General features: G+C 73.1%; 16 protein-coding genes. 10 read left to right on the forward strand and 6 right to left on the reverse strand.

Annotated elements, in window-relative coordinates; all coding sequences use genetic code 11:
• Positions 1-25: 25 nt before the first annotated feature.
• The 3 genes from CW362_RS28530 to CW362_RS28540 all read left to right on the forward strand — a co-directional run bounded on the left by CW362_RS28530 (position 26) and on the right by CW362_RS28540 (position 2,166).
• Positions 26-601, forward strand: a complete 576-nt coding sequence (locus CW362_RS28530; RefSeq protein WP_103552482.1) for a TetR/AcrR family transcriptional regulator — start codon at positions 26-28, stop codon at positions 599-601.
• A gap of 63 nt (positions 602-664) precedes the next feature.
• The gene (locus tag CW362_RS28535; RefSeq protein WP_103552483.1) at positions 665-1,249 is read left to right on the forward strand and encodes a DUF4865 family protein; all 585 of its coding nucleotides are present in this window, start codon (positions 665-667) and stop codon (positions 1,247-1,249) included.
• Positions 1,243-2,166 carry a phosphotriesterase family protein gene (locus CW362_RS28540; RefSeq protein WP_240658079.1) on the forward strand — a complete coding sequence of 308 codons (924 nt, stop codon included), beginning with the start codon at positions 1,243-1,245 and terminating at the stop codon, positions 2,164-2,166. Before CW362_RS28535 ends, CW362_RS28540 begins: the two co-directional genes overlap by 7 nt.
• A 3-nt stretch (positions 2,167-2,169) precedes the next feature.
• Here the strand turns inward: CW362_RS28540 and CW362_RS28545 are convergent, their stop codons facing one another.
• Both CW362_RS28545 and CW362_RS28550 read right to left on the reverse strand, forming a co-directional pair.
• A complete protein-coding gene (locus CW362_RS28545) occupies positions 2,170-3,408 on the reverse strand; it encodes an ROK family protein (RefSeq protein ID WP_103552484.1) in 1,239 nt (412 codons plus the stop codon).
• Between the two features lie 80 nt (positions 3,409-3,488).
• Positions 3,489-4,166 carry an alpha-ketoglutarate-dependent dioxygenase AlkB family protein gene (locus CW362_RS28550; protein ID WP_103552504.1) on the reverse strand — a complete coding sequence of 226 codons (678 nt, stop codon included), beginning with the start codon at positions 4,164-4,166 and terminating at the stop codon, positions 3,489-3,491.
• Positions 4,167-4,225: 59 nt separating this feature from the next.
• Between CW362_RS28550 and CW362_RS28555 the strand changes: the two genes are divergently transcribed.
• On the forward strand, positions 4,226-5,380 hold the full coding sequence (locus tag CW362_RS28555) for a methyltransferase (protein WP_206301075.1): 1,155 nt from the start codon (positions 4,226-4,228) through the stop codon (positions 5,378-5,380).
• Between the two features lie 141 nt (positions 5,381-5,521).
• Entirely contained in the window at positions 5,522-6,919 is a 1,398-nt protein-coding gene (locus tag CW362_RS28560; protein WP_103552486.1) for an FAD-dependent oxidoreductase, read from the forward strand.
• A gap of 139 nt (positions 6,920-7,058) precedes the next feature.
• Here the strand turns inward: CW362_RS28560 and CW362_RS28565 are convergent, their stop codons facing one another.
• The 3 genes from CW362_RS28565 to CW362_RS28575 form a co-directional block, all read right to left on the reverse strand.
• Positions 7,059-8,291 carry a DUF6545 domain-containing protein gene (locus tag CW362_RS28565; protein WP_240658080.1) on the reverse strand — a complete coding sequence of 411 codons (1,233 nt, stop codon included), beginning with the start codon at positions 8,289-8,291 and terminating at the stop codon, positions 7,059-7,061.
• A 444-nt stretch (positions 8,292-8,735) separates the two neighbouring features.
• Positions 8,736-9,587: a class II fructose-bisphosphate aldolase gene (locus CW362_RS28570; RefSeq protein ID WP_103552487.1), complete on the reverse strand. Its 852-nt coding sequence runs from the start codon at positions 9,585-9,587 to the stop codon at positions 8,736-8,738.
• 100 nt (positions 9,588-9,687) lie between these two features.
• Entirely contained in the window at positions 9,688-10,569 is an 882-nt protein-coding gene (locus CW362_RS28575) for an SIS domain-containing protein (protein ID WP_103552488.1), read from the reverse strand.
• Positions 10,570-10,691: 122 nt separating this feature from the next.
• Here CW362_RS28575 and CW362_RS28580 point away from each other — a divergent pair, with 122 nt between their 5' ends.
• From CW362_RS28580 to CW362_RS28595, 4 genes are all read left to right on the forward strand, one after another.
• Entirely contained in the window at positions 10,692-11,471 is a 780-nt protein-coding gene (locus CW362_RS28580) for a DeoR/GlpR family DNA-binding transcription regulator (RefSeq protein WP_103552489.1), read from the forward strand.
• Positions 11,472-12,212: 741 nt separating this feature from the next.
• Entirely contained in the window at positions 12,213-13,658 is a 1,446-nt protein-coding gene (locus CW362_RS28585; RefSeq protein WP_103552490.1) for a glyceraldehyde-3-phosphate dehydrogenase, read from the forward strand.
• Between the two features lie 318 nt (positions 13,659-13,976).
• Entirely contained in the window at positions 13,977-15,161 is a 1,185-nt protein-coding gene (locus CW362_RS28590) for an MFS transporter (RefSeq protein WP_103552491.1), read from the forward strand.
• 86 nt (positions 15,162-15,247) lie between these two features.
• On the forward strand, positions 15,248-15,997 hold the full coding sequence (locus CW362_RS28595) for a maleylpyruvate isomerase family mycothiol-dependent enzyme (RefSeq protein ID WP_103552492.1): 750 nt from the start codon (positions 15,248-15,250) through the stop codon (positions 15,995-15,997).
• Between the two features lie 176 nt (positions 15,998-16,173).
• Here the strand turns inward: CW362_RS28595 and CW362_RS28600 are convergent, their stop codons facing one another.
• Positions 16,174-16,566, reverse strand: a complete 393-nt coding sequence (locus CW362_RS28600) for a MarR family winged helix-turn-helix transcriptional regulator (RefSeq protein WP_103552493.1) — start codon at positions 16,564-16,566, stop codon at positions 16,174-16,176.
• Positions 16,567-16,651: 85 nt separating this feature from the next.
• Here CW362_RS28600 and CW362_RS28605 point away from each other — a divergent pair, with 85 nt between their 5' ends.
• A complete protein-coding gene (locus CW362_RS28605; RefSeq protein WP_240658081.1) occupies positions 16,652-18,184 on the forward strand; it encodes an MFS transporter in 1,533 nt (510 codons plus the stop codon).
• Positions 18,185-18,199 lie beyond the last annotated feature (15 nt).

Here is an 18,199-nt window from a genome sequence, read left to right on the forward strand (position 1 = left end):
TCGCCCTCCTTCTGTACCTACTGGTATGTACAGTGGGTCCATGAGCACTTCGGACCGGCTGATCGAGTCCACGCGCGAACTGCTGTGGGAGCGCGGGTACGTGGGCACCAGCCCCAAGGCGATCCTGGAACACGCGGGCGCCGGGCAGGGCAGCATGTACCACCACTTCCGCGGCAAGCCCGATCTGGCGCTCGCCGCGATCCGCCGCACCGCCGAGGAGATGCGGGCCGCGGCCGAGGGCGTCCTCGGCTCGCCCGGATCGCCGTACGAGCGCATCGAGGCCTATCTGCGCCGTGAGCGCGACGTCCTGCGCGGCTGCCCCGTCGGGCGGCTCACGATGGACCCGGACGTGATCGCGAGCGACGAACTGCGCGCACCGGTCGACGAGACCCTGGCCTGGCTGCGAGGGCGGCTGGCCGCCCTCGTCGAAGAGGGCAAGGAACAGGGGCAGTTCGCGCCCGCGCTCGACAGCGGGGAGATCGCCTCGGCGATCCTCGCGACCGTCCAGGGCGGCTACGTCCTGGCGCGCGCCTCCGGTTCACCGGCCGCCTTCGACACGGCGGTCCGGGGCCTGCTCGCCCTGCTGGCGCCCCTCGGCTGACATCGCCGCGCCGAGGGCCGGCCGGCGTCCGCGCTTCCCGCGAACCCCAGGAAGGACCTTTCCATGCACGCCCTGCAGTACGAAGTCACGTTTCCCGCCGACTACGACATGACCGTCGTCCGGGACCGCGTCGCCCGCGTCGGCCACCGGCTCGACGCGTGGGACGGCCTCGGCGTCAAGGCGTATCTGATGCGCGAGCGCGGGGTGGGCGGCTCCCCGGTCAACCAGTACGCGCCGTTCTACCTGTGGGACACCGCCGAGGGCATGAACTCCTTCCTCTGGGGCGGGGCGTTCCAGGGCCTGGTGAACGACTTCGGCCGCCCCGTGGTGCAGCACTGGACCGGTCTCGCGTACGAGGAGGGCGGCGCCGCGGGATCGCCGGCCAGGGCCGCGGTCCGCCGCCGCCGGCCCGTCGCCGAGGAGGTGGAGCTGTCCGCGGCGATGGAGGAGGCGGTGCGCGAGGCCGCACGGCTGGCCGGGCTGGACGGGGCGGTGTGCGCCGGTGCCGCCGTCGATCCACGGCACTGGGAGGTCGTGCACTTCTCGCTCTGGGACCACGACCGGCCGACGGCGCCGGGAGAGGTCTTCCAGGTGCTGCACGTGTCCGAGCCCGGCCGTGACCGGCTGCCCCGGGGCCGGCAGTGGTGAGCCCGGCGGCCCTGGTCCGTACGGTGCTGGGCGATGTGCTCCCCGAGGACCTCGGGGTGTGCGACGCGCACGACCATCTCTTCTTCGCCAGCCCCCTGCTCCCGGGCCAGGAACTGTGCGACGCGGCCGCCGCGCGGGCCGAACTGGCCGCGTTCCGCGCGCGGGGCGGGGGCAGCGTGGTCCAGTGGACCCCGTACGGGCTCGGCAGGCGCGTCGCGGACCTGCCGGCGGTCTCCCGCGACACCGGCGTCCACGTCGTCGCGGCGACCGGACTGCACCAAGCGGCCCACTACGCACCGCGGTTGCTCGAAGAGGTGCGCGGGAGGCTGGCCGACGTCTTCGTCTCCGAGCTCACGACGGGCATCGGGCCGACCGGGGTCCGGGCCGGGCTGGTCAAGGTCGCGGGCGGCTTCCACGCCCTGGACGCGCACGCCCGCCGGACGATGGCCGCCGCGGCCGAGGCCCACCACGCCACCGGCGCGCCGATCGCCGTGCACCTGGAGCTGGGCACCGGAGCGCTCGACGTGCTCGACCTGCTGTGCGGCGAGGCGGGCGTGCCGCCGCACCGGGTGATCCTGGGCCACCTCAACCGCTCCCCGGACCTCGTGGTGCAGCGCGAGGCCGCCGCCTCTGGCGCCTATCTCGCCTTCGACGGCCCCTCCCGGGCCCACCACGGCACCGACTGGCGCATGCCGGATGCCCTACGGGCCCTCGCCGACGCCGGTTTCGGCGACCGGCTGCTGCTCGGCGGCGACACGACGACCGCGGCGGCCCGCTCGGTCGACGGCGGCCCGGGAATGCCGTACCTGTTGCGCCGCGTCCGCCCGAGGCTCGAACTCGCCCTGGGGAAGGAGCTGGTGGACCGGATCCTCACCGAGAACGCCGGCCGCGCCTTCGCCGTGCCCTGGCGCTCGTGAGGGTCAGACGGGCAGCGCCTTCAGCGGGTCGTCCAGCACCGGCTGCCAGGCCAGCTCGGCCGCTCCGACCAGGCTGTTGTGGTCCAGGGTGCAGGCGAGGATCGGCACCCCGCCGCTGCGTCCCCACAGGCTGCGGTCGGCGACGACGGCGCGCAGCCGGTCCGGGTCGGCGTCCAGCAGGGCGCGGTGCAGTCCGCCGAGGATGATGCGGTCCGGGTTGAGGATGTTGACCAGGCCCGCGAGGCCGAGGCCCAGGCGGTCGATCAGCGCCTCGATGGCCGTGCGCACGGCCGGATCGGCGCTCTCGTCGCGGATCAGTTCGTTGGACTGCTGGAGCAGCGACACCTCGGGGCCCGGGGTCCGGCCGGCCGCGGTGAGGAAGGCCAGCGGGTCGGCCTCGACGTCGAGGCAGCCGCGGCTTCCGCAGTGACAGGGGCGGCCCTCGGGATTGACCGTGAGGTGGCCGACCTCGAGGGCGAGCCCCGAACTGCCGGTGTGCAGACGCCCGTCGAGCACCAGGGCGCCGCCGACGCCCCGGTGTCCGGTGGCCACGCACAGCAGGTCGCGGGCGCCCCGGCCCGCTCCGTGCCGGTGCTCGGCGAGGGCGGCGAGGTTGACGTCGTTGGCGGCGAACGCCGGTCCCTGGATCCCGGCGGCGCGCACCCGCTCGGCGAAGATCTCCCGGACGGGCGAGCCGGCGGGCCAGGCCAGGTGCAGCGGGTTGAGCGCGAGCCCCTCGGGTTCGGCGACGGCCGACGGTACGGCGAGCCCGGCGCCCACGCAGCGGCGCCCGGTCTCGCGGAGCAGTTCGGCGCCCGCGTCGACGACCGAGCCGAGCACCTTCGCCGGGTCCGCGTCGACGGTCTCGCAGCCGGGCGCGGTCGCGACGATCCGGCCGCCGAGACCGACCAGCGCGGCACGGAACCCGTCGGCGTGCACCTGCGCGGCCAGCGCGACCGGTCCGTCGTCGGCGACCTCCAGCCGGTGCGAGGGCCGTCCCTGCGAACCGGCGGCGGCACCCGGCCGCGCGTCGACCCTGATCAGCCCCAGCGCCTCCAGTTCGGCGGCCACCGCGCCCGCGGTCGCCCGGGTGACGCCCAGCTCGGCGGTCAGCACGGCACGCGTCGGCGCGCGCCCGGTGTGCACCAGTTCCAGCGCCGGTCCGAGCGCTCCGCGCCCCCGGTCGAGCCGTGTCCGCGTGCTGCCATCCCCCGCCGTCCGGGGGCCCGCCTTGCCGTTCATGAGGGCGAGTCTCCCATGATCCGCTCGCGCGGGGCCCGTCCGGTCACGACGGCTCCGCGCGGCCACGAGCGTGTCCGCCGCTACCGCGCGGGCTCCGGCGGGAAGCCACTCGCCCGGAGGGTGAGGTTCAGCCGTCCGGTCAGCCCCAACTCGTGGGGGGCCGTGCCCGCGTGCACCTTCGGCACTCCGTGGTACGCGAGCCGTGACGGGCCGCCGAACACGAAGAGGTCGCCGCTGCGCAGTTCGACGTCGGTGTACGGCCGTGTCCGGGACTCCGTGTTGCCGAACCGGAAGACGCAGGTGTCGCCCAGGCTCAGCGACACGACCGGGGCGTCGCACGATTCGTCGCTGTCGCGGTGCATGCCCATACGGGCCTCGGCGTCGTAGAAGTTGATCAGCGCGATGTCGTACACGGTGGCCGGATCCGCTCCGGGGGCGCCGGGGCCGAGGGCGTCCGTGACCGCCTCGCGGGCCAGCTCGCCGAGCCGGCCGGGGAAGGGCTTCACCGGCGAACCGTCGCCGTCGACCACCGTGCGCGCGTAGCCGTACGGGTACCAGTGCCGGCCCAGACAGACCTGCCGCGCGGTCATCGTGCCGCCACCGGGGGTACGGACCGTGCGCAGGCCCGCGGGCGGGCGGGCCCAGCCGCGGCAGGCTTCCAGCAGGTGCCGCTGGCGTCCGGCGTCCAGCCAGTCCGGGAGGTGCACGGCGCCGGGCGCGATCTCCCTCCTGCCGCGCGGGAACAGCTCCGCGTCCATCGACATGCCCCCATCCTCGCGCACTCCGGGCGGCCCGGGTCGCTTAGCCTTGACCCACCATGAACGACCGGATGACGACGCCCTGGGGCGAGTACGACCTCGCCCGCTTCCCCGAGGACCCCCGCGACCGGCTGCGCGCCTGGGACGCCGCCGACACGTATCTGCTGCGGCACCTCGCGGAGAGCGGCACCCCGCTGACGGGCCCGGTCGTGATCGTCGGCGACCGGTGGGGCGCGCTCACCACCGCGTTGTCCGCGCGGCGGCCGACGCAGATCACCGACTCCCACCTGGCGCGGGAGGCGACCCGCTCGAATCTGGCGCGGGCCGGTGCCGAGGAGTCCGCGGTCCGGCTCCTCACGACCCAGGACCCGCCTCCCGAGCGGATCGACGTGCTGCTCGTACGGGTGCCCAAGAGCCTCGGCCTGCTGGAGGACCAGCTGCACCGGCTGGCGCCCGGCGTGCACGAGGGGACGGTCGTCGTCGGCACCGGGATGGTCAAGGAGATCCACACCTCGACGCTGCACCTCTTCGAGCGGATCCTCGGTCCGACGCGCACGTCGCTGGCCGAGAAGAAGGCCCGGCTGATCTTCTGCACCCCGCTCCGGGGGATCGCCCGGAAGGCCAACCCCTGGCCGTACAGCTACCGGCTGCCCGACGACGTCGGCCCGGTCTCCGGCCGCACGGTCGTCAACCACGCGGGCGTCTTCTGCGCCGACCGCCTCGACATCGGCACCCGCTTCTTCCTGGCGCACCTGCCGCGCAGCCGGGGCGCGGAGCGGGTCGTGGACCTGGGCTGCGGCAACGGCGTGCTCGGCACGGCCATGGCGCTGGTCAATCCCGAGGCCGAGGTGCTGTTCGCCGACGAGTCGTACCAGGCGGTGGCCTCGGCGGAGGCGACCCACCGGGCGAACGCCGGCGGACGGGCCGAGTTCCGTGTCACCGACGGGCTGGAGGGAGTGCCTTCCGGGAGTGTCGACCTCGTCCTGAACAACCCCCCGTTCCACTCCCACCAGGCGACGACGGACACGACCGCCTGGCGGATGTTCTCGCACGCACGGCGGGCACTGCGGCCCGGTGGCGAGCTGTGGGTGATCGGGAATCGTCACCTCGGCTACCACCTGAAGCTGCGCCGGCTCTTCGGCAACAGCGAACTGGTCGCGGGCGACGCCAAGTTCGTGATCCTCCGGGCCGTGAAGAAGGACGCGGGCAGGTAGGCCGACCGACCGGAACCGGCTCGCGGAGGGAGACCCGAACTCCTCGCGGAGGACAGAATTCCCTCACTTTATGATCACCCCTGGACACCTGCGCCTACGACCGTAGAGTGATGCCGATCACCAATGAGAACCGGGGGAATCATGTCGCGCCGCGCTGTCGTCATCGGTGGGAGCATGGCCGGCATGCTCGCCGCCGCGGCCCTGTTCCGCTCCATGGACGAGGTGATCGTCCTGGAGCGCGACGAACTGCCCGACGGGCCGTCCCCGCGCAAGCGGACCCCGCAGGCACGGCATGCCCACATCCTGCTGCCCAGCGGACGCGACGCCATCCGGGAGCTGCTTCCGGTGGCGGACGTGCACGGGCGCCTGCTCGCCTCGGGGGCTCACGAACAGTCCCTGACCGGCATGCTGGGTTTCGGCCCGCAGGGCTGGTACCGGCGCTGGCCGACCGTGACCGACGACCTGCTGCTCACCTGCTGCAGCCGCGACCTGCTCGACTGGACACTGCGCGACGCGGTCCTGAGCACCACTCCCGTCGTGGTCCGCCGGGCCGAGGCGCTGTCCCTGCTCGGGACCGCCGACCGGGTCACCGGTGTACGCATCCTCGCCGAAGGTCTCGAGGAGGACCTGCGCGCCGATCTCGTCGTCGACGCGAGCGGACGCGGATCACGTGTCGAGCACTGGCTCGAAGGGCTCGGCGTGACGGACGTGCCCACCGACGAGGTCGACTCGGGTCTCGTCTACGCCAGCCGGCTGTTCCGCGTCCCGTGGGGCGCCGAGGGCTTCCCGCTGACGCAGGTCGAGGCGGACCCGACCACGTCCCGGCCGGGGCGTTCGGGGAATCTGGTGCCGATCGAGGGCGGACGCTGGCTGGTCAGCCTGGCGGGTACCCGCGGCGGCGAACCCGGCGCCGATCCCGGGGCGTTCACCGACTTCGCCCTCGGCCTGCGCCACCCGCTCATCGGGCAGCTCATCTCCGCCGCCGAGCCGCTCAGCGAGGTGTTCCTCAGCCGCAGCACCCGCAACAGGCGCCGCGAGTTCGAGAAGGCGGCCATGCCCGAGGGCCTGGTGGTGCTCGGTGACGCCGTCGCCACCTACAACCCCGTCTACGGCCAGGGCATGTCCGTCGCGGCCCTGGGCGCCCTGGCACTGAGCCGGCAGTTGCGGCAGACCGACGTCACCGCTCCGGGCTTCGCCCACGACGTGCAGCGGGCGGCCGCCAGGTCCGTCGCGGCCGCCTACACGATGAGCACCTCCCAGGACCAGTGGTTCCCGGAGGTCGTCGGCCGGGCTCCGACGCTCGTGGACCGGTTGCTCAGCGGCTACATGGGCCGGATGGCGCGCGTGGCGACCACCTCGTACGCCGTGTCCGCGGCCATGTGCAAGGTCATCACGCTCCAGGAGGACACGAGCCGCCTCGTCCACCCCGAGCTGCTTCTGGCCACGCTGAAGGGACCCGTCATGGAGCCCCTGACCGGGCCGCCGCTGACCCCCCAGGAGAGCGCCTTCGTGAACTCCATGGGCCCGCTCGCCGTGTGACGGAGGGCTCGGTCCCGCGGCCCGTCCGACGGCGGGCGGGGGGCGGCGCCTCGCCCTCCGGGCCTCCACCCGGTCGGCGTACGGGCGTCCGGACGGGCGTCCCGGGCGGCCGACGCGCGGACCCTGGTGCCGGGCGCGGTCAGGACAGCTGTCGCACCGCGGTCATCCGTGACTGGACCGCGGCGTCCACGATCGGCGTGCGCACCGCCTTGGACAGGCTCAGCAAGGACGGCTGGCACGTGTCCAACGACCGCGAACCGGCGGCCGGCCGTCGCACGCGCGCGCCGACCGAGACCACCACGTCGACGTCACCGACCGAGATGCCGATGGTGCCGGTCTCCGGCACGGAGGCCGGGGCCTCGGCGAGGGCGGCCACGGCGACCATCGCGGCCGTCCCGATCGCCTCGGCCTCGGCCGCGGAGGACCCGGCGGCCATCGCGTCCCGGTAGGCGGTCTGCCGCACCTGGTCGTCGAGCTGTCCGGCGAGCCGCTTGAGGCCGTCACGGATGGCGGTCTCCCGTGTGGTGAGCCGCAGTTCGACGTCGCCGATCGTCCGCCACGACAGTTCCGTGACGCAGCGCCGACGGCCGGCCGGCCCCGCCAGCAGGCGGAACAGCGGACGCAGACGCACGAACGTGACGGCCGAGTCGATGCGCGGGCCGACGAGGGGAAGGATGTAGCCGGCCGAGGCCAGACAGGAACCGACCGCCACCAGCGGCGCGACGCTGGTGCTGAGCCCGTCCCAGTGGCGTCCGAGCCAATGGGCGGTCAGCGCCACGAACTTGACGACGCTGTAGGCGCTGGTGAAGAGCCAGCCCAGCACGAGCAGGGCCAACGAGCCCCGGGTCCAGCGTTTCACCTTCCCTATCCAGCTCCAGCACAGCATGGTCGTCGTCACCGCGGCCACCGTGTGCGCCATCAGATACAGCACGATCATCTCCCGGATGAACGGCGTCGAGGCGTAGTAGGTGTCGAAGTCGGCCCGGCGCTCGACCGGGGTGTCGCCCAGCGAGAACAGGACGCCCTCGGCGACGATCACTCCGAGGTAGCTGAACAGCCAGGCCCGGGACGTGCGTCGCACCTGGACGGGGTCGCTGCCGCGCCAGTGCACGATGAGGATGAGGGAGGCCGCGCCGAAGGCGGTCACCGCGCCGTAGGCCAGTGGCGCCGCCATGTTCGGTACGCCGGTGAGGCGGTTGACGAGGGCGACGGTGGGCGGCGCGCCGAGCACGAAGCAGAGGCCCGACAGCAGGATGACGGCGCAGAACGACCGCTTGAGCGGGTCCCTGCGGTGCCGCCACAGGTCGGGCAGCTGAGCGGCGAACCCCATCCAGAGGACGGCCGCGGCCAGATAGTAGATCAGTCCGTTCACATCGGGCCCAGAGGTGTGCGGGGGCCGGGTCTCCGGTGCGCGCCGGTGCGCGGGCCCGGTCCGGCCGTCACCCCGTTCACCGGGGCGTACTCGTCGTCGCGCGCCGACATACGGATATCAGCCAGAAGTTGACCGCTCAAGGCCTTCTCCGTTCCCCGGCCGGTCCAGCGTCGGCCCTGCCCCGAAAACACCGCAAACCCCTGCTCCCCCGCGTCCATGAGGCGTACGGACGCGCGCCCGGGTGGTCTCCGGGGCGAAGGCTCACCCGCGAACGTGCCGTGCTCTTTCGGCCTCCTCATGGTTGTTCACCCTAGCCACCTTGGCGTCCACTCGAACCTCCGTAACAGCAAAAGCACATGTGCGGAAAGTTGCTTCCGGTCCACGCGGCACCCGCCACGCGGTCGCTTTGGGGCGTATATCCCGCTGTAGCGGCATCTGGGCGTCTCACCCCCGCAGCACGCCGATGAGTTCCGCCACCGTCCGCGCCATCGCCTCCCGCCCCACGCCCAGGTACTTCCGCGGGTCCACGGCGTCGGGACCGGCCGCGAGGAACTCCCGGACGGCGCCGGTCATCGCGATGTTCAGCGCGGTGCCGATGTTGACCTTGGCGATACCGCCCTCGACGGCCGCCCGGAGTTCCCGGTCGGGCACCCCGGAGGAGCCGTGCAGGACCAGGGGGACGTCGAGCGAGGCGGCCAGGCGTTCGAGCAGGTCGTGGTCGAGGGCGGCGGTCCGGGTGGTCATCGCGTGCGAGCTGCCGATCGCCACGGCCAGCGCGTCCACGCCGGAGTCGGCCACGAAGGCGCGGGCCTCCCCGGGGTCGGTGCGGGCGCCGGGGGCGTGCGCGTCCCGCGGCGGCTCACCGTTCTTCCCGCCGATCTCCCCCAACTCGGCCTCGATCCACAGGCCTCGGGCGTGCGCCCAGTCGGCGGCGGCCCGGGTCGCGGTGAGGTTCTCCTCGTACGGCAGACGCGAGGCGTCGTACATGACGGAGCTGAACCCGGCACCGGGTGCCTGGCGCAGCAGGTCGTCGCTGCGCACGTGGTCGAGGTGCAACGCGACGGGCACCGAGGCCCGTTCGGCGGCGGCGGTCGCGGCACGGGCCAGCGGGAGCAGCCGGCCGTGGCGGAACTTGACCGCGTTCTCGCTGATCTGGAGCACGACGGGCGCGCCGGCCGATTCCGCCCCCGCTATGACGGCCTCGACGTGTTCCAGGGTGATGACGTTGAACGCGGCGACGGCGGTCCGGACTCCGGCGGTCCGGGCGACCAGCTCGGCGGTTGCTGCGAGCGACACAACTCCTCCTGCTCCATGGGGGATCGAACCGGATCGGCGGCTTCGGTGACTCGACGCCTCCGGCTGCTTCGGCGCCGCTTCCGACTGCTTCGGCGCCGCCTCAGTGACCGAGGATCACCGAGCGGGTGAGGTGGCGGGGCCGGTCGGGATCGAGGCCGCGCGCCGCGGCGACGGCGACGGCGAGACGCTGGGCCCGGACGAGTTCGGCGAGCGGGTCGAGGCCGCCGTCCACCCAGAGCCCGCCGGTCTCCCGGACCTGGCCGGCCAGCCCCTCGGGCGCCTCGCCGAGCATCCAGGTGGCGGTGCCGTGGGTCGTGACGCTGATGGGGCCGTGCCGGTACTCCATCGCCGGGTAGGCCTCGGCCCAGGCGAGGGACGCCTCGCGCATCTTGAGCCCGGCCTCGTTGGCGAGTCCGACGGTCCAGCCGCGGCCGAGGAAGGTGAACTGCGAGCAGCCGACGAGCCCTTCGGGCAGCGGGGCGTCGAGCGCGGTGCGCGCGTCCGCGACGACGGTGTCGCCGTGCAGGCCGAGGTGGGCGCGGAGCAGGGTGAGCGCGGTGGTCGCGAAACGGGTCTGCACGACGGACCGCTCGTCGGCGAAGCCGAGCACGACGACGTCGTCCGCGGACTCCATCACGGGCGTGTGCGGATCGGCGGTGACCGCGGTCGTCCGCGCGTGTCCGCGCAGGCGTCCGAGAAGTTCGAGCACTTCGGTGGTCGTCCCGGAACGCGTCAGGGCGACCACGCGGTCGTACGAGCGGCCCGTGGGGAACTCCGAGGCGGCGAAGGCGTCCGTCTCCCCCTGCCCGGACTGTTCGCGGAGCGCCGCCGCGGCCTGCGCCATGAAGAACGAGGTGCCGCACCCCACGATCGCGACGCGCTCCCCCGCCGCCGGCAGCGCGGCTTCGTGCGCCGCCGCCTCGTCGGCGGCGCGGATCCAGCACTCGGGCTGACTGCTCAGCTCGTCCTCGACGTGCGTCATGTCGTACCCCTCCCAGCGATGCTTGTTTCTGCAAGATATAGCGAGCTTTCGAGCACAATCAAGCATTCGAGTCGGGGCGGGGTGCGTTAGGGTCGCGGAGGATCGAGGAAGGGAGGGCCCTGATGTCACGGGACGCCCGCTGGAAGGCACTGCTGGAACTGCTGGTGGAGCAGGGCCGCCTGGACGTCGAGGAGGCCGCGTCGCGGCTGGAGGTCTCGGCGGCGACGATCCGGCGCGACTTCGACCAGCTCGCCGAGCAGCAGATGCTCGTGCGCACACGGGGCGGAGCGGTCGTGCACGGCGTCTCCTACGAACTCCCCCTGCGCTACAAGACCGCCCGGCGCGCCCCGGAGAAGCAGCGCGTCGCGGAGGCGGTGGCCGGTCTCATCACCCCCGGCGAGGCGGTGGGCCTCACGGGCGGCACCACGACGACCGAAGTGGCCCGCGCCCTCGCCGTCCGCCCGGACCTGACCTCGGGTTCCCCCGCGCTGACCGTGGTCACGAACGCGCTGAACATCGCGAACGAACTCGCCGTGCGCCCCCAGTTCAAGATCGTGGTGACCGGCGGGGTCGCCCGACCGCAGTCGTACGAGCTCGTCGGACCGCTGGCGGACGGTGTGCTGGGGCAGGTCACCCTGGACGTCGCGGTGCTCGGCGTGGTCGCCTTCGACGCCGAACACGGCGCCGCCGCCCACGACGAGGCGGAGGCGGCGGTCAACCGTCTCCTGTGCGAGCGGGCCGAGCGCGTGATCGTCGCCGCCGACTCGAGCAAGCTGGGGCAGCGCGCGTTCGCCCGCATCTGCGCGGCCGGGGCGGTGGACGTGCTCGTCACGGACGCGGCGGCGGGGCCCGAGACGATCGGACGGTTCGAGGAGGCGGGGATCGAGGTCATGGCGGTGTGACCTTCCGGCGCTCCCGCCGGAAGGTGCCCGTGCCCGAACGGGCGCGCACCGACGGAGCTCCGGGTCGCGCACGGCGGGCCGGAGCGTGGACACGGCCCCGGCCCGGAGCGGCGGGCGGGGCCGGCCGCTCCCCGGCGTGGAGCGCGGACAGCCCGCGGGCGCGCCGCTCCCCCGCGCGTCCCGGCCGACTCCGGTTCCGCGCGCGGGAGTCCGACGGCCGGAGAGTCCGGGGCCGACGGCTCCGCCGACGCCGAGAAGGCGGCTTTCGTACGGTGGAGGACCGACGGGTTCACCGCTGCGGCGCGACACCCCGCCCCGCCCCGCCGTGGAACACGCCCGGTCCCGCCATGGACTCCGGCGCCGGTGACGGTCCGCGCGTCCGGGCGACCCGTCCGTCGCCTCGCCTCGAACCCCGCGGAGCGGGACGCCGGAGCCGCCGGGTCCGCGGACCGTGCCCCGTCCCCGCTCCTTCCGGTCCGCGCCCCCCACTCCTCCGGCCCACGCCTCCCCCGCCCCCTTCCGGTCCGCGCCTCCCCCGTTCCCTTCCGTCCGCGCCGCGCGGGGACCCGTCTCCCGGCCGGGGACCGGGATCCGGTCCGGCGGGCGGGCGGGCGGGCGGGGCCCGGACCTCGTGAAACGCCCCGGCAGACGCCACCTTCCCTCTTGATGGACACCTCATGAATGACCGGAAAGAGGGTCCGGTTACCATATGAGCGCCACCTAGCTCGAAAGATGATTCCTGTGACTGTCAACGACGACGCGTTCACCAACTGGAAGACCCGCGAAGAGATCGCGGAGTCGATGATCCCGATCATCGGGAGGCTGCACCGGGAGCAGGACGTCACCGTCCTCCTGCACAGCCGCTCCCTGGTGAACAAGTCGGTGGTGAGCATCCTCAAGACCCACCGCTTCGCCCGGCAGATCGCCGGCGAGGAGCTCTCGGTCACCGACACGCTTCCCTTCCTCCAGACGCTCACCACGCTCGACCTCGGGCCGTCCCAGATCGACATCGGCATGCTCGCCGCGACGTACCGGGCCGACGACCGCGGCCTGTCCGTCGAGGAGTTCACCGCCGAGGCGGTCGCCGGCGCCACCGGCGAGAACAAGATCGAGCTCCGCGAGGGACGCGACGTCGTCCTCTACGGGTTCGGCCGCATCGGCCGCCTGCTCGCCCGGCTGCTCATCGAGAAGACCGGCTCCGGCAACGGCCTCCGCCTGCGCGCCATCGTCGTGCGCCAGGGCGGCGACCAGGACATCGTCAAGCGCGCCTCGCTGCTGCGCCGCGACTCCATCCACGGCCAGTTCCAGGGCACGATCACCGTCGACGAGGCGAGCAGCACGATCATCGCCAACGGCAACGAGATCAAGGTCATCTACGCCAACGACCCGTCCGAGATCGACTACACGGCGTACGGCATCAAGGACGCCATCCTCGTCGACAACACCGGCAAGTGGCGTGACCGCGAGGGCCTCTCGAAGCACCTGCGTCCCGGCATCGACAAGGTCGTCCTGACCGCTCCGGGCAAGGGCGACGTCCCCAACATCGTGCACGGCGTCAACCACGACACGATCAAGCCGGACGAGCAGATCCTGTCCTGCGCCTCCTGCACCACCAACGCGATCGTGCCGCCGCTCAAGGCGATGGCGGAGGAGTACGGCGTTCTGCGCGGCCACGTGGAGACCGTCCACTCGTTCACCAACGACCAGAACCTGCTGGACAACTACCACAGCTCCGACCGCCGGGGCCGCTCCGCGCCGCTCAACATGGTCATCACCGAGACGGGTGCCGCCTCCGCGGTGGCCAAGGCGCTGCCCGACCTCAAGGCCCCCATCACCGGAAGCTCGATCCGCGTTCCGGTGCCGGACGTCTCGATCGCGATCCTCAGCCTGCGCCTGGGCCGCGCGACCACCCGCGAGGAGGTCCTGGACTACCTCCGCAACGTCTCGCTGACCTCGCCGCTCAAGCGCCAGATCGACTTCATCAGCGCCCCCGACGCGGTGTCCAGCGACTTCATCGGCTCGCGCCACGCCTCGATCGTCGACGCCGGCGCCACCAAGGTCGAGGACGACAACGCGATCCTCTACCTCTGGTACGACAACGAGTTCGGCTACTCCTGCCAGGTCATCCGCGTCGTCCAGCACGTCTCCGGGGTGGAGTACCCCACCTTCCCGGCTCCGGCGGTCTGAGCCGGGAGCGACACGCGCGGTTCGCCGTCCGAGCGGGCGGGACGGCGGACCGCCGCGCCACGAGGGGCGCCAGGGAATCCCGTCCGCCGGGAACCCGGGCGCCCCTCGTTCGTACGGGTTCCGCCCCCGCGGCCCCCGCAGAGCGACGCCCGTCGGCGCCCCGCCTCCGCACCGGCGTCCGCCCGCACCGGCCCGACCAGGGCCTCACATCGCCTCACCAGCGCATTCATCACCCGCGGCCCTCGAATCCGGCCCTTCCCCTCCCTTGCCCCGAGCGTGGCAGCCGTCTAACGTGATTTTGTGCCGCTAATAAACAAAATGGTTCCGCACAGCGCCGTGCCGGATCGCTCCCTCACCCGACTCCGCATCGCCATCACCGCCTTCTTCGCCCTCGACGGCTTCGTCTTCGCCGGCTGGGTCGTCCGCATCCCCGCCGTCAAGCACCAGACCGGCGCCTCGGCCGGCGCCCTCGGCCTCGCCCTTCTCGGCGTCTCCGCCGGAGCCGTGGTCACCATGATGCTGACCGGACGGCTCTGCCGCCGGTTCGGCAGCCACCCGGTGAGCGTGGCCTGCGCGGCGCTGTTGTCCTTGAGCGTGGTCCTGCCCCCGCTCGCGCACTCGGTGACCGTCCTCGGACTCGTCCTGCTGCTCTTCGGCGCGGCCTACGGCGGCGCCAACGTCGCCATGAACAGCGCGGCCGTCGATCTCGTGGCGGCGCTGCGCCGCCCGGTCATGCCCGGCTTCCACGCCGCGTACAGCCTGGGCGGCATGCTCGGAGCGGGCCTCGGCGGACTGGTCGCCGGGTACCTGTCACCGTCGCGCCATCTGTTCGCGATCGCCGTCGTCGGCCTGCTCGTCACCGGCGTCGCGGGACGCGCGCTCCTCCGCGAGGCGGCCCCCGTGCCACCGGAGCGCCTGCGGGGTGACGCATCCGCGGGACGGCGGCCCGCCGACACCCGCGCGCGCGGCCTGGTAGTGGTCTTCGGACTGATCGCCCTGTGCACCGCGTACGGCGAGGGCGCGCTCGCGGACTGGGGCGCGCTCCACCTGGAGCAGGACCTGGACGCGCGTCCGGGGACCGCCGCCCTCGGGTACTCGTGCTTCGCCCTCGCCATGACGATCGGCCGCCTGAGCGGAACGGCCCTGCTCGAACGGCTGGGCCGGACCCGTACGTTGGTCCTGGGCGGCACGACGGCCTCGCTCGGCATGCTGCTCGGCTCCCTCGCGCCCTCCGTCTGGGCCGTGCTCCTCGGCTTCGCCGTCACCGGGCTGGGGCTCGCCAACATCTTCCCCGTGGCGCTGGACCGGGCCGGCGCCCTCGCCGGGGCGAGCGGCGTCGCCGTCGCCTCCACGCTCGGGTACGGCGGCCTGCTGCTCGGGCCGCCCGCGATCGGGTTCATGGCCGACTCGTACTCCCTGCCGACGGCGCTCACGAGCGTCGCGGCGCTGGCGGCCGCGGCCGCCCTGATCGGCTTCGCGACGCGCCGCGCCGCCGTGGAGTGACCTCGGACCGCGGAGGCCACCCGCCCCCTCTTCCACTCCGCGAAACCGGTCCACGACCGCCCGCCCGCGTCGGGCACACTCTCGGCATGGAGATTCAGGAGTTCGTCGAAACCCTCGACCAGGAAGGCCGGTCACTGGCCGCCGCCGCGGAGAAGGCGGGCGTCGACGCCGACGTCCCGACCTGCGCGGGCTGGCAGGTCAGGGATCTGGTGCGGCACACGGGCATGGTCCACCGCTGGGCCACCGCGTTCGTCGCCGAGGGGCACACCTCGTACCACCCCGACGGCGGCCTGCCGGACCTGGACCACGACGAGTTGCTGGCCTGGTTCCGCGACGGGCACCGCCGGCTCGTGGACACGCTGGCCGGCGCCTCGCCGGACATACGCTGCTGGAGCTTCCTGCCGGCACCCTCTCCGCTGGCCTTCTGGGCGCGTCGACAGGCTCACGAGACGACCGTGCACCGGGTCGACGCCGAGTCGGCGCTCGGCGGGGAGCCCACCGCCGTCCCGTCGGACTTCGCGGTCGACGGGATCGACGAGTTGCTGCTCGGATTCCACGCGCGGGACAAGAGCAGGGTGCGCACCGAGGAGCCCCGCGTGCTGCGCGTGCGCGCCACGGACCGCCCGGACGCCGTGTGGACCGTACGGCTGTCGTCCGAGGCGCCGGCCGGCGAGCGCTCGGGACCGGACGAGGACGCGGACGTCGACTGCGAGTTGGCGGGACCGGCCGGGGGGCTCTACCTGGCCCTGTGGAACCGCGCCCCGTTCCCGGGCGTGACGGGCGACGCCTCGCTCGCGACCCTGTGGCGGGAGAAGTCCGCCATCACCTGGAGCTGACCCGCGCGTCCGGAACCCGGGCCTCCGGGACGGCCGGGGTTCAGGAACAGCTCCGGGCCCGGGTCTCCGGGCGGCCGACGAGGCCGCCCGGAGACCCGCTCACACGCCGGACGCCTCCGGGCCGCCCGTCAGCCCGTCAGCCCGTCAGCCCGTCAGCCCGTCAGCCCGTCAGCCCGTCAGCCCGTCAGCATCCGGGCCAGTACCGCCCGCTGCAACGGCAGCACCTCACCGTGCAGTTCACGCCCCTTCGGCGTCACGCACACACGCACACCCCGCCGGTCCTCGGGGCACATCCCGCGCGTCACGAGACCGTCCTTCTCCAGACGCCCGATCAGCCGGGACAGGGCGCTCTGGCTGAGGTGGACCCGCTCGGAGATCTCCTGGACGCGGAAGCTGGGGCCGCCGTCCGCCGCCGTGCCCACCGCCAGCAGGTCGAGGACCTCGAAGTCACTGGCTCCCAGACCGTGGGGATGCAGCTCGCGGTCGAGCTCGCAGAGGGTGCGGGCGTGCACCGTCAGGATGTCACGCCACTGGTCCACGAGCTCTTGCTCGGCATTCTCGGCCGCCATGTCCGCACCGTAGCAAAGATCGGACTTTGTTGCATCGGAATTAAATGCGCTTGCATTTGATGCGCATGCATGTACTGTCGGCGGCATGACCTCTCCGCTCACCCACCCCGCGCCGGGACGCTGGACCCCCAGACTGTGGGGCACCTTGCTCGTGCTCTGCGCCGCGATGTTCCTGGACGCGCTGGACGTGTCGATGGTCGGCGTGGCACTGCCGTCCATCGGCTCCGAACTCGACCTCTCCACCTCGACGCTCCAATGGGTCGTCAGCGGCTACATCCTGGGTTACGGCGGGCTGCTGCTGCTCGGCGGACGCACCGCCGACCTGCTGGGCCGCCGCCAGGTCTTCCTCGTGGCCCTCGCGGTCTTCGCGCTCGCCTCGCTCCTCGGCGGTCTCGTCGATTCGGGTCCCCTGCTGATCGCCAGCCGTTTCATCAAGGGCCTGAGCGCCGCGTTCACCGCGCCCGCGGGTCTGTCGATCATCACCACGACGTTCGCCGAGGGCCCGCTGCGCAACCGCGCGCTCTCGATCTACACCACCTGCGCGGCCACCGGCTTCTCCATGGGCCTGGTCCTGTCCGGTCTGCTCACCGAGGCGAGCTGGCGGCTGACCATGCTGCTTCCCGCGCCCGTCGCCGTCGTCGCCCTGCTCGCGGGCCTGCGGCTCATCCCGCGCAGCGAGCGCGAGAAGGACCACGGCGGTTACGACATCCCCGGCGCCGTCCTCGGCACCGCCTCGATGCTGCTGCTCGTCTTCACCGTCGTCCAGGCGCCCACGGTCGGCTGGGGATCGGCGCGGACCCTGCTGAGCTTCCTCGCCGTCGCCGTCCTGCTCACCGTCTTCACCGGTGTCGAGCGCCGCAGCCCGAGCCCGCTGATCCGGCTCGGCGTGCTGCGCTCCGGCAGCCAGATCCGGGCCCAGCTCGGCGCGATGGCCTTCTTCGGCTCGTACGTCGGTTTCCAGTTCCTGGTGACGCTGTACATGCAGTCGCTGCTGGGCTGGTCGGCCCTGCACACCGCGCTCGCCTTCCTCCCGGCCGGAGCACTGGTGGCGCTGTCCTCCACGAAGGTCGGCGCCGTCGTCGACCGGTTCGGCACGCCCCGGCTCATCGCGGCGGGCTTCGCCCTGATGGTCACCGGGTACGCGCTCTTCCTGCGCGTCGACCTCGACCCGGTCTACGCGACGCTCGTCCTGCCGACCATGCTGCTGATCGGCGCCGCGTGCGCCCTGGTCTTCCCGTCCCTCAACATCCAGGCGACCAACGGCGTCGACGACCGCGAGCAGGGAATGGTCTCGGGTCTGCTCAACACCTCCATCCAGGTCGGCGGCGCGCTCTTCCTCGCGGTCGTGACGGCCGTCGTCACCGCGAGCTCCTCCGGGGGGTCCTCGCCCCAGGACGTCCTCGACAGCTACCGGACCGGCCTGGTGGTGGTGACCGGCATCGCCCTGGCCGGACTGCTGATCACGCTGCCCGGCCTGCGCACGCGACGGCCGCGGGAGTCCGTCGTCGTCGCCCGGTCCGGCCTGCCCTCGGTGTCCGGACACGACGGTCAGGCCGGCCCGGCCGGTCGGACCACGGCGGAGCCGATGACGGAACCCGTCGCCGTACACGACCGGTGACAGTCCAGAACGTGC

Source organism: Streptomyces populi (genome assembly GCF_002911015.1).
GTDB classification, from domain to species: Bacteria; Actinomycetota; Actinomycetes; order Streptomycetales; family Streptomycetaceae; genus Streptomyces; species Streptomyces populi.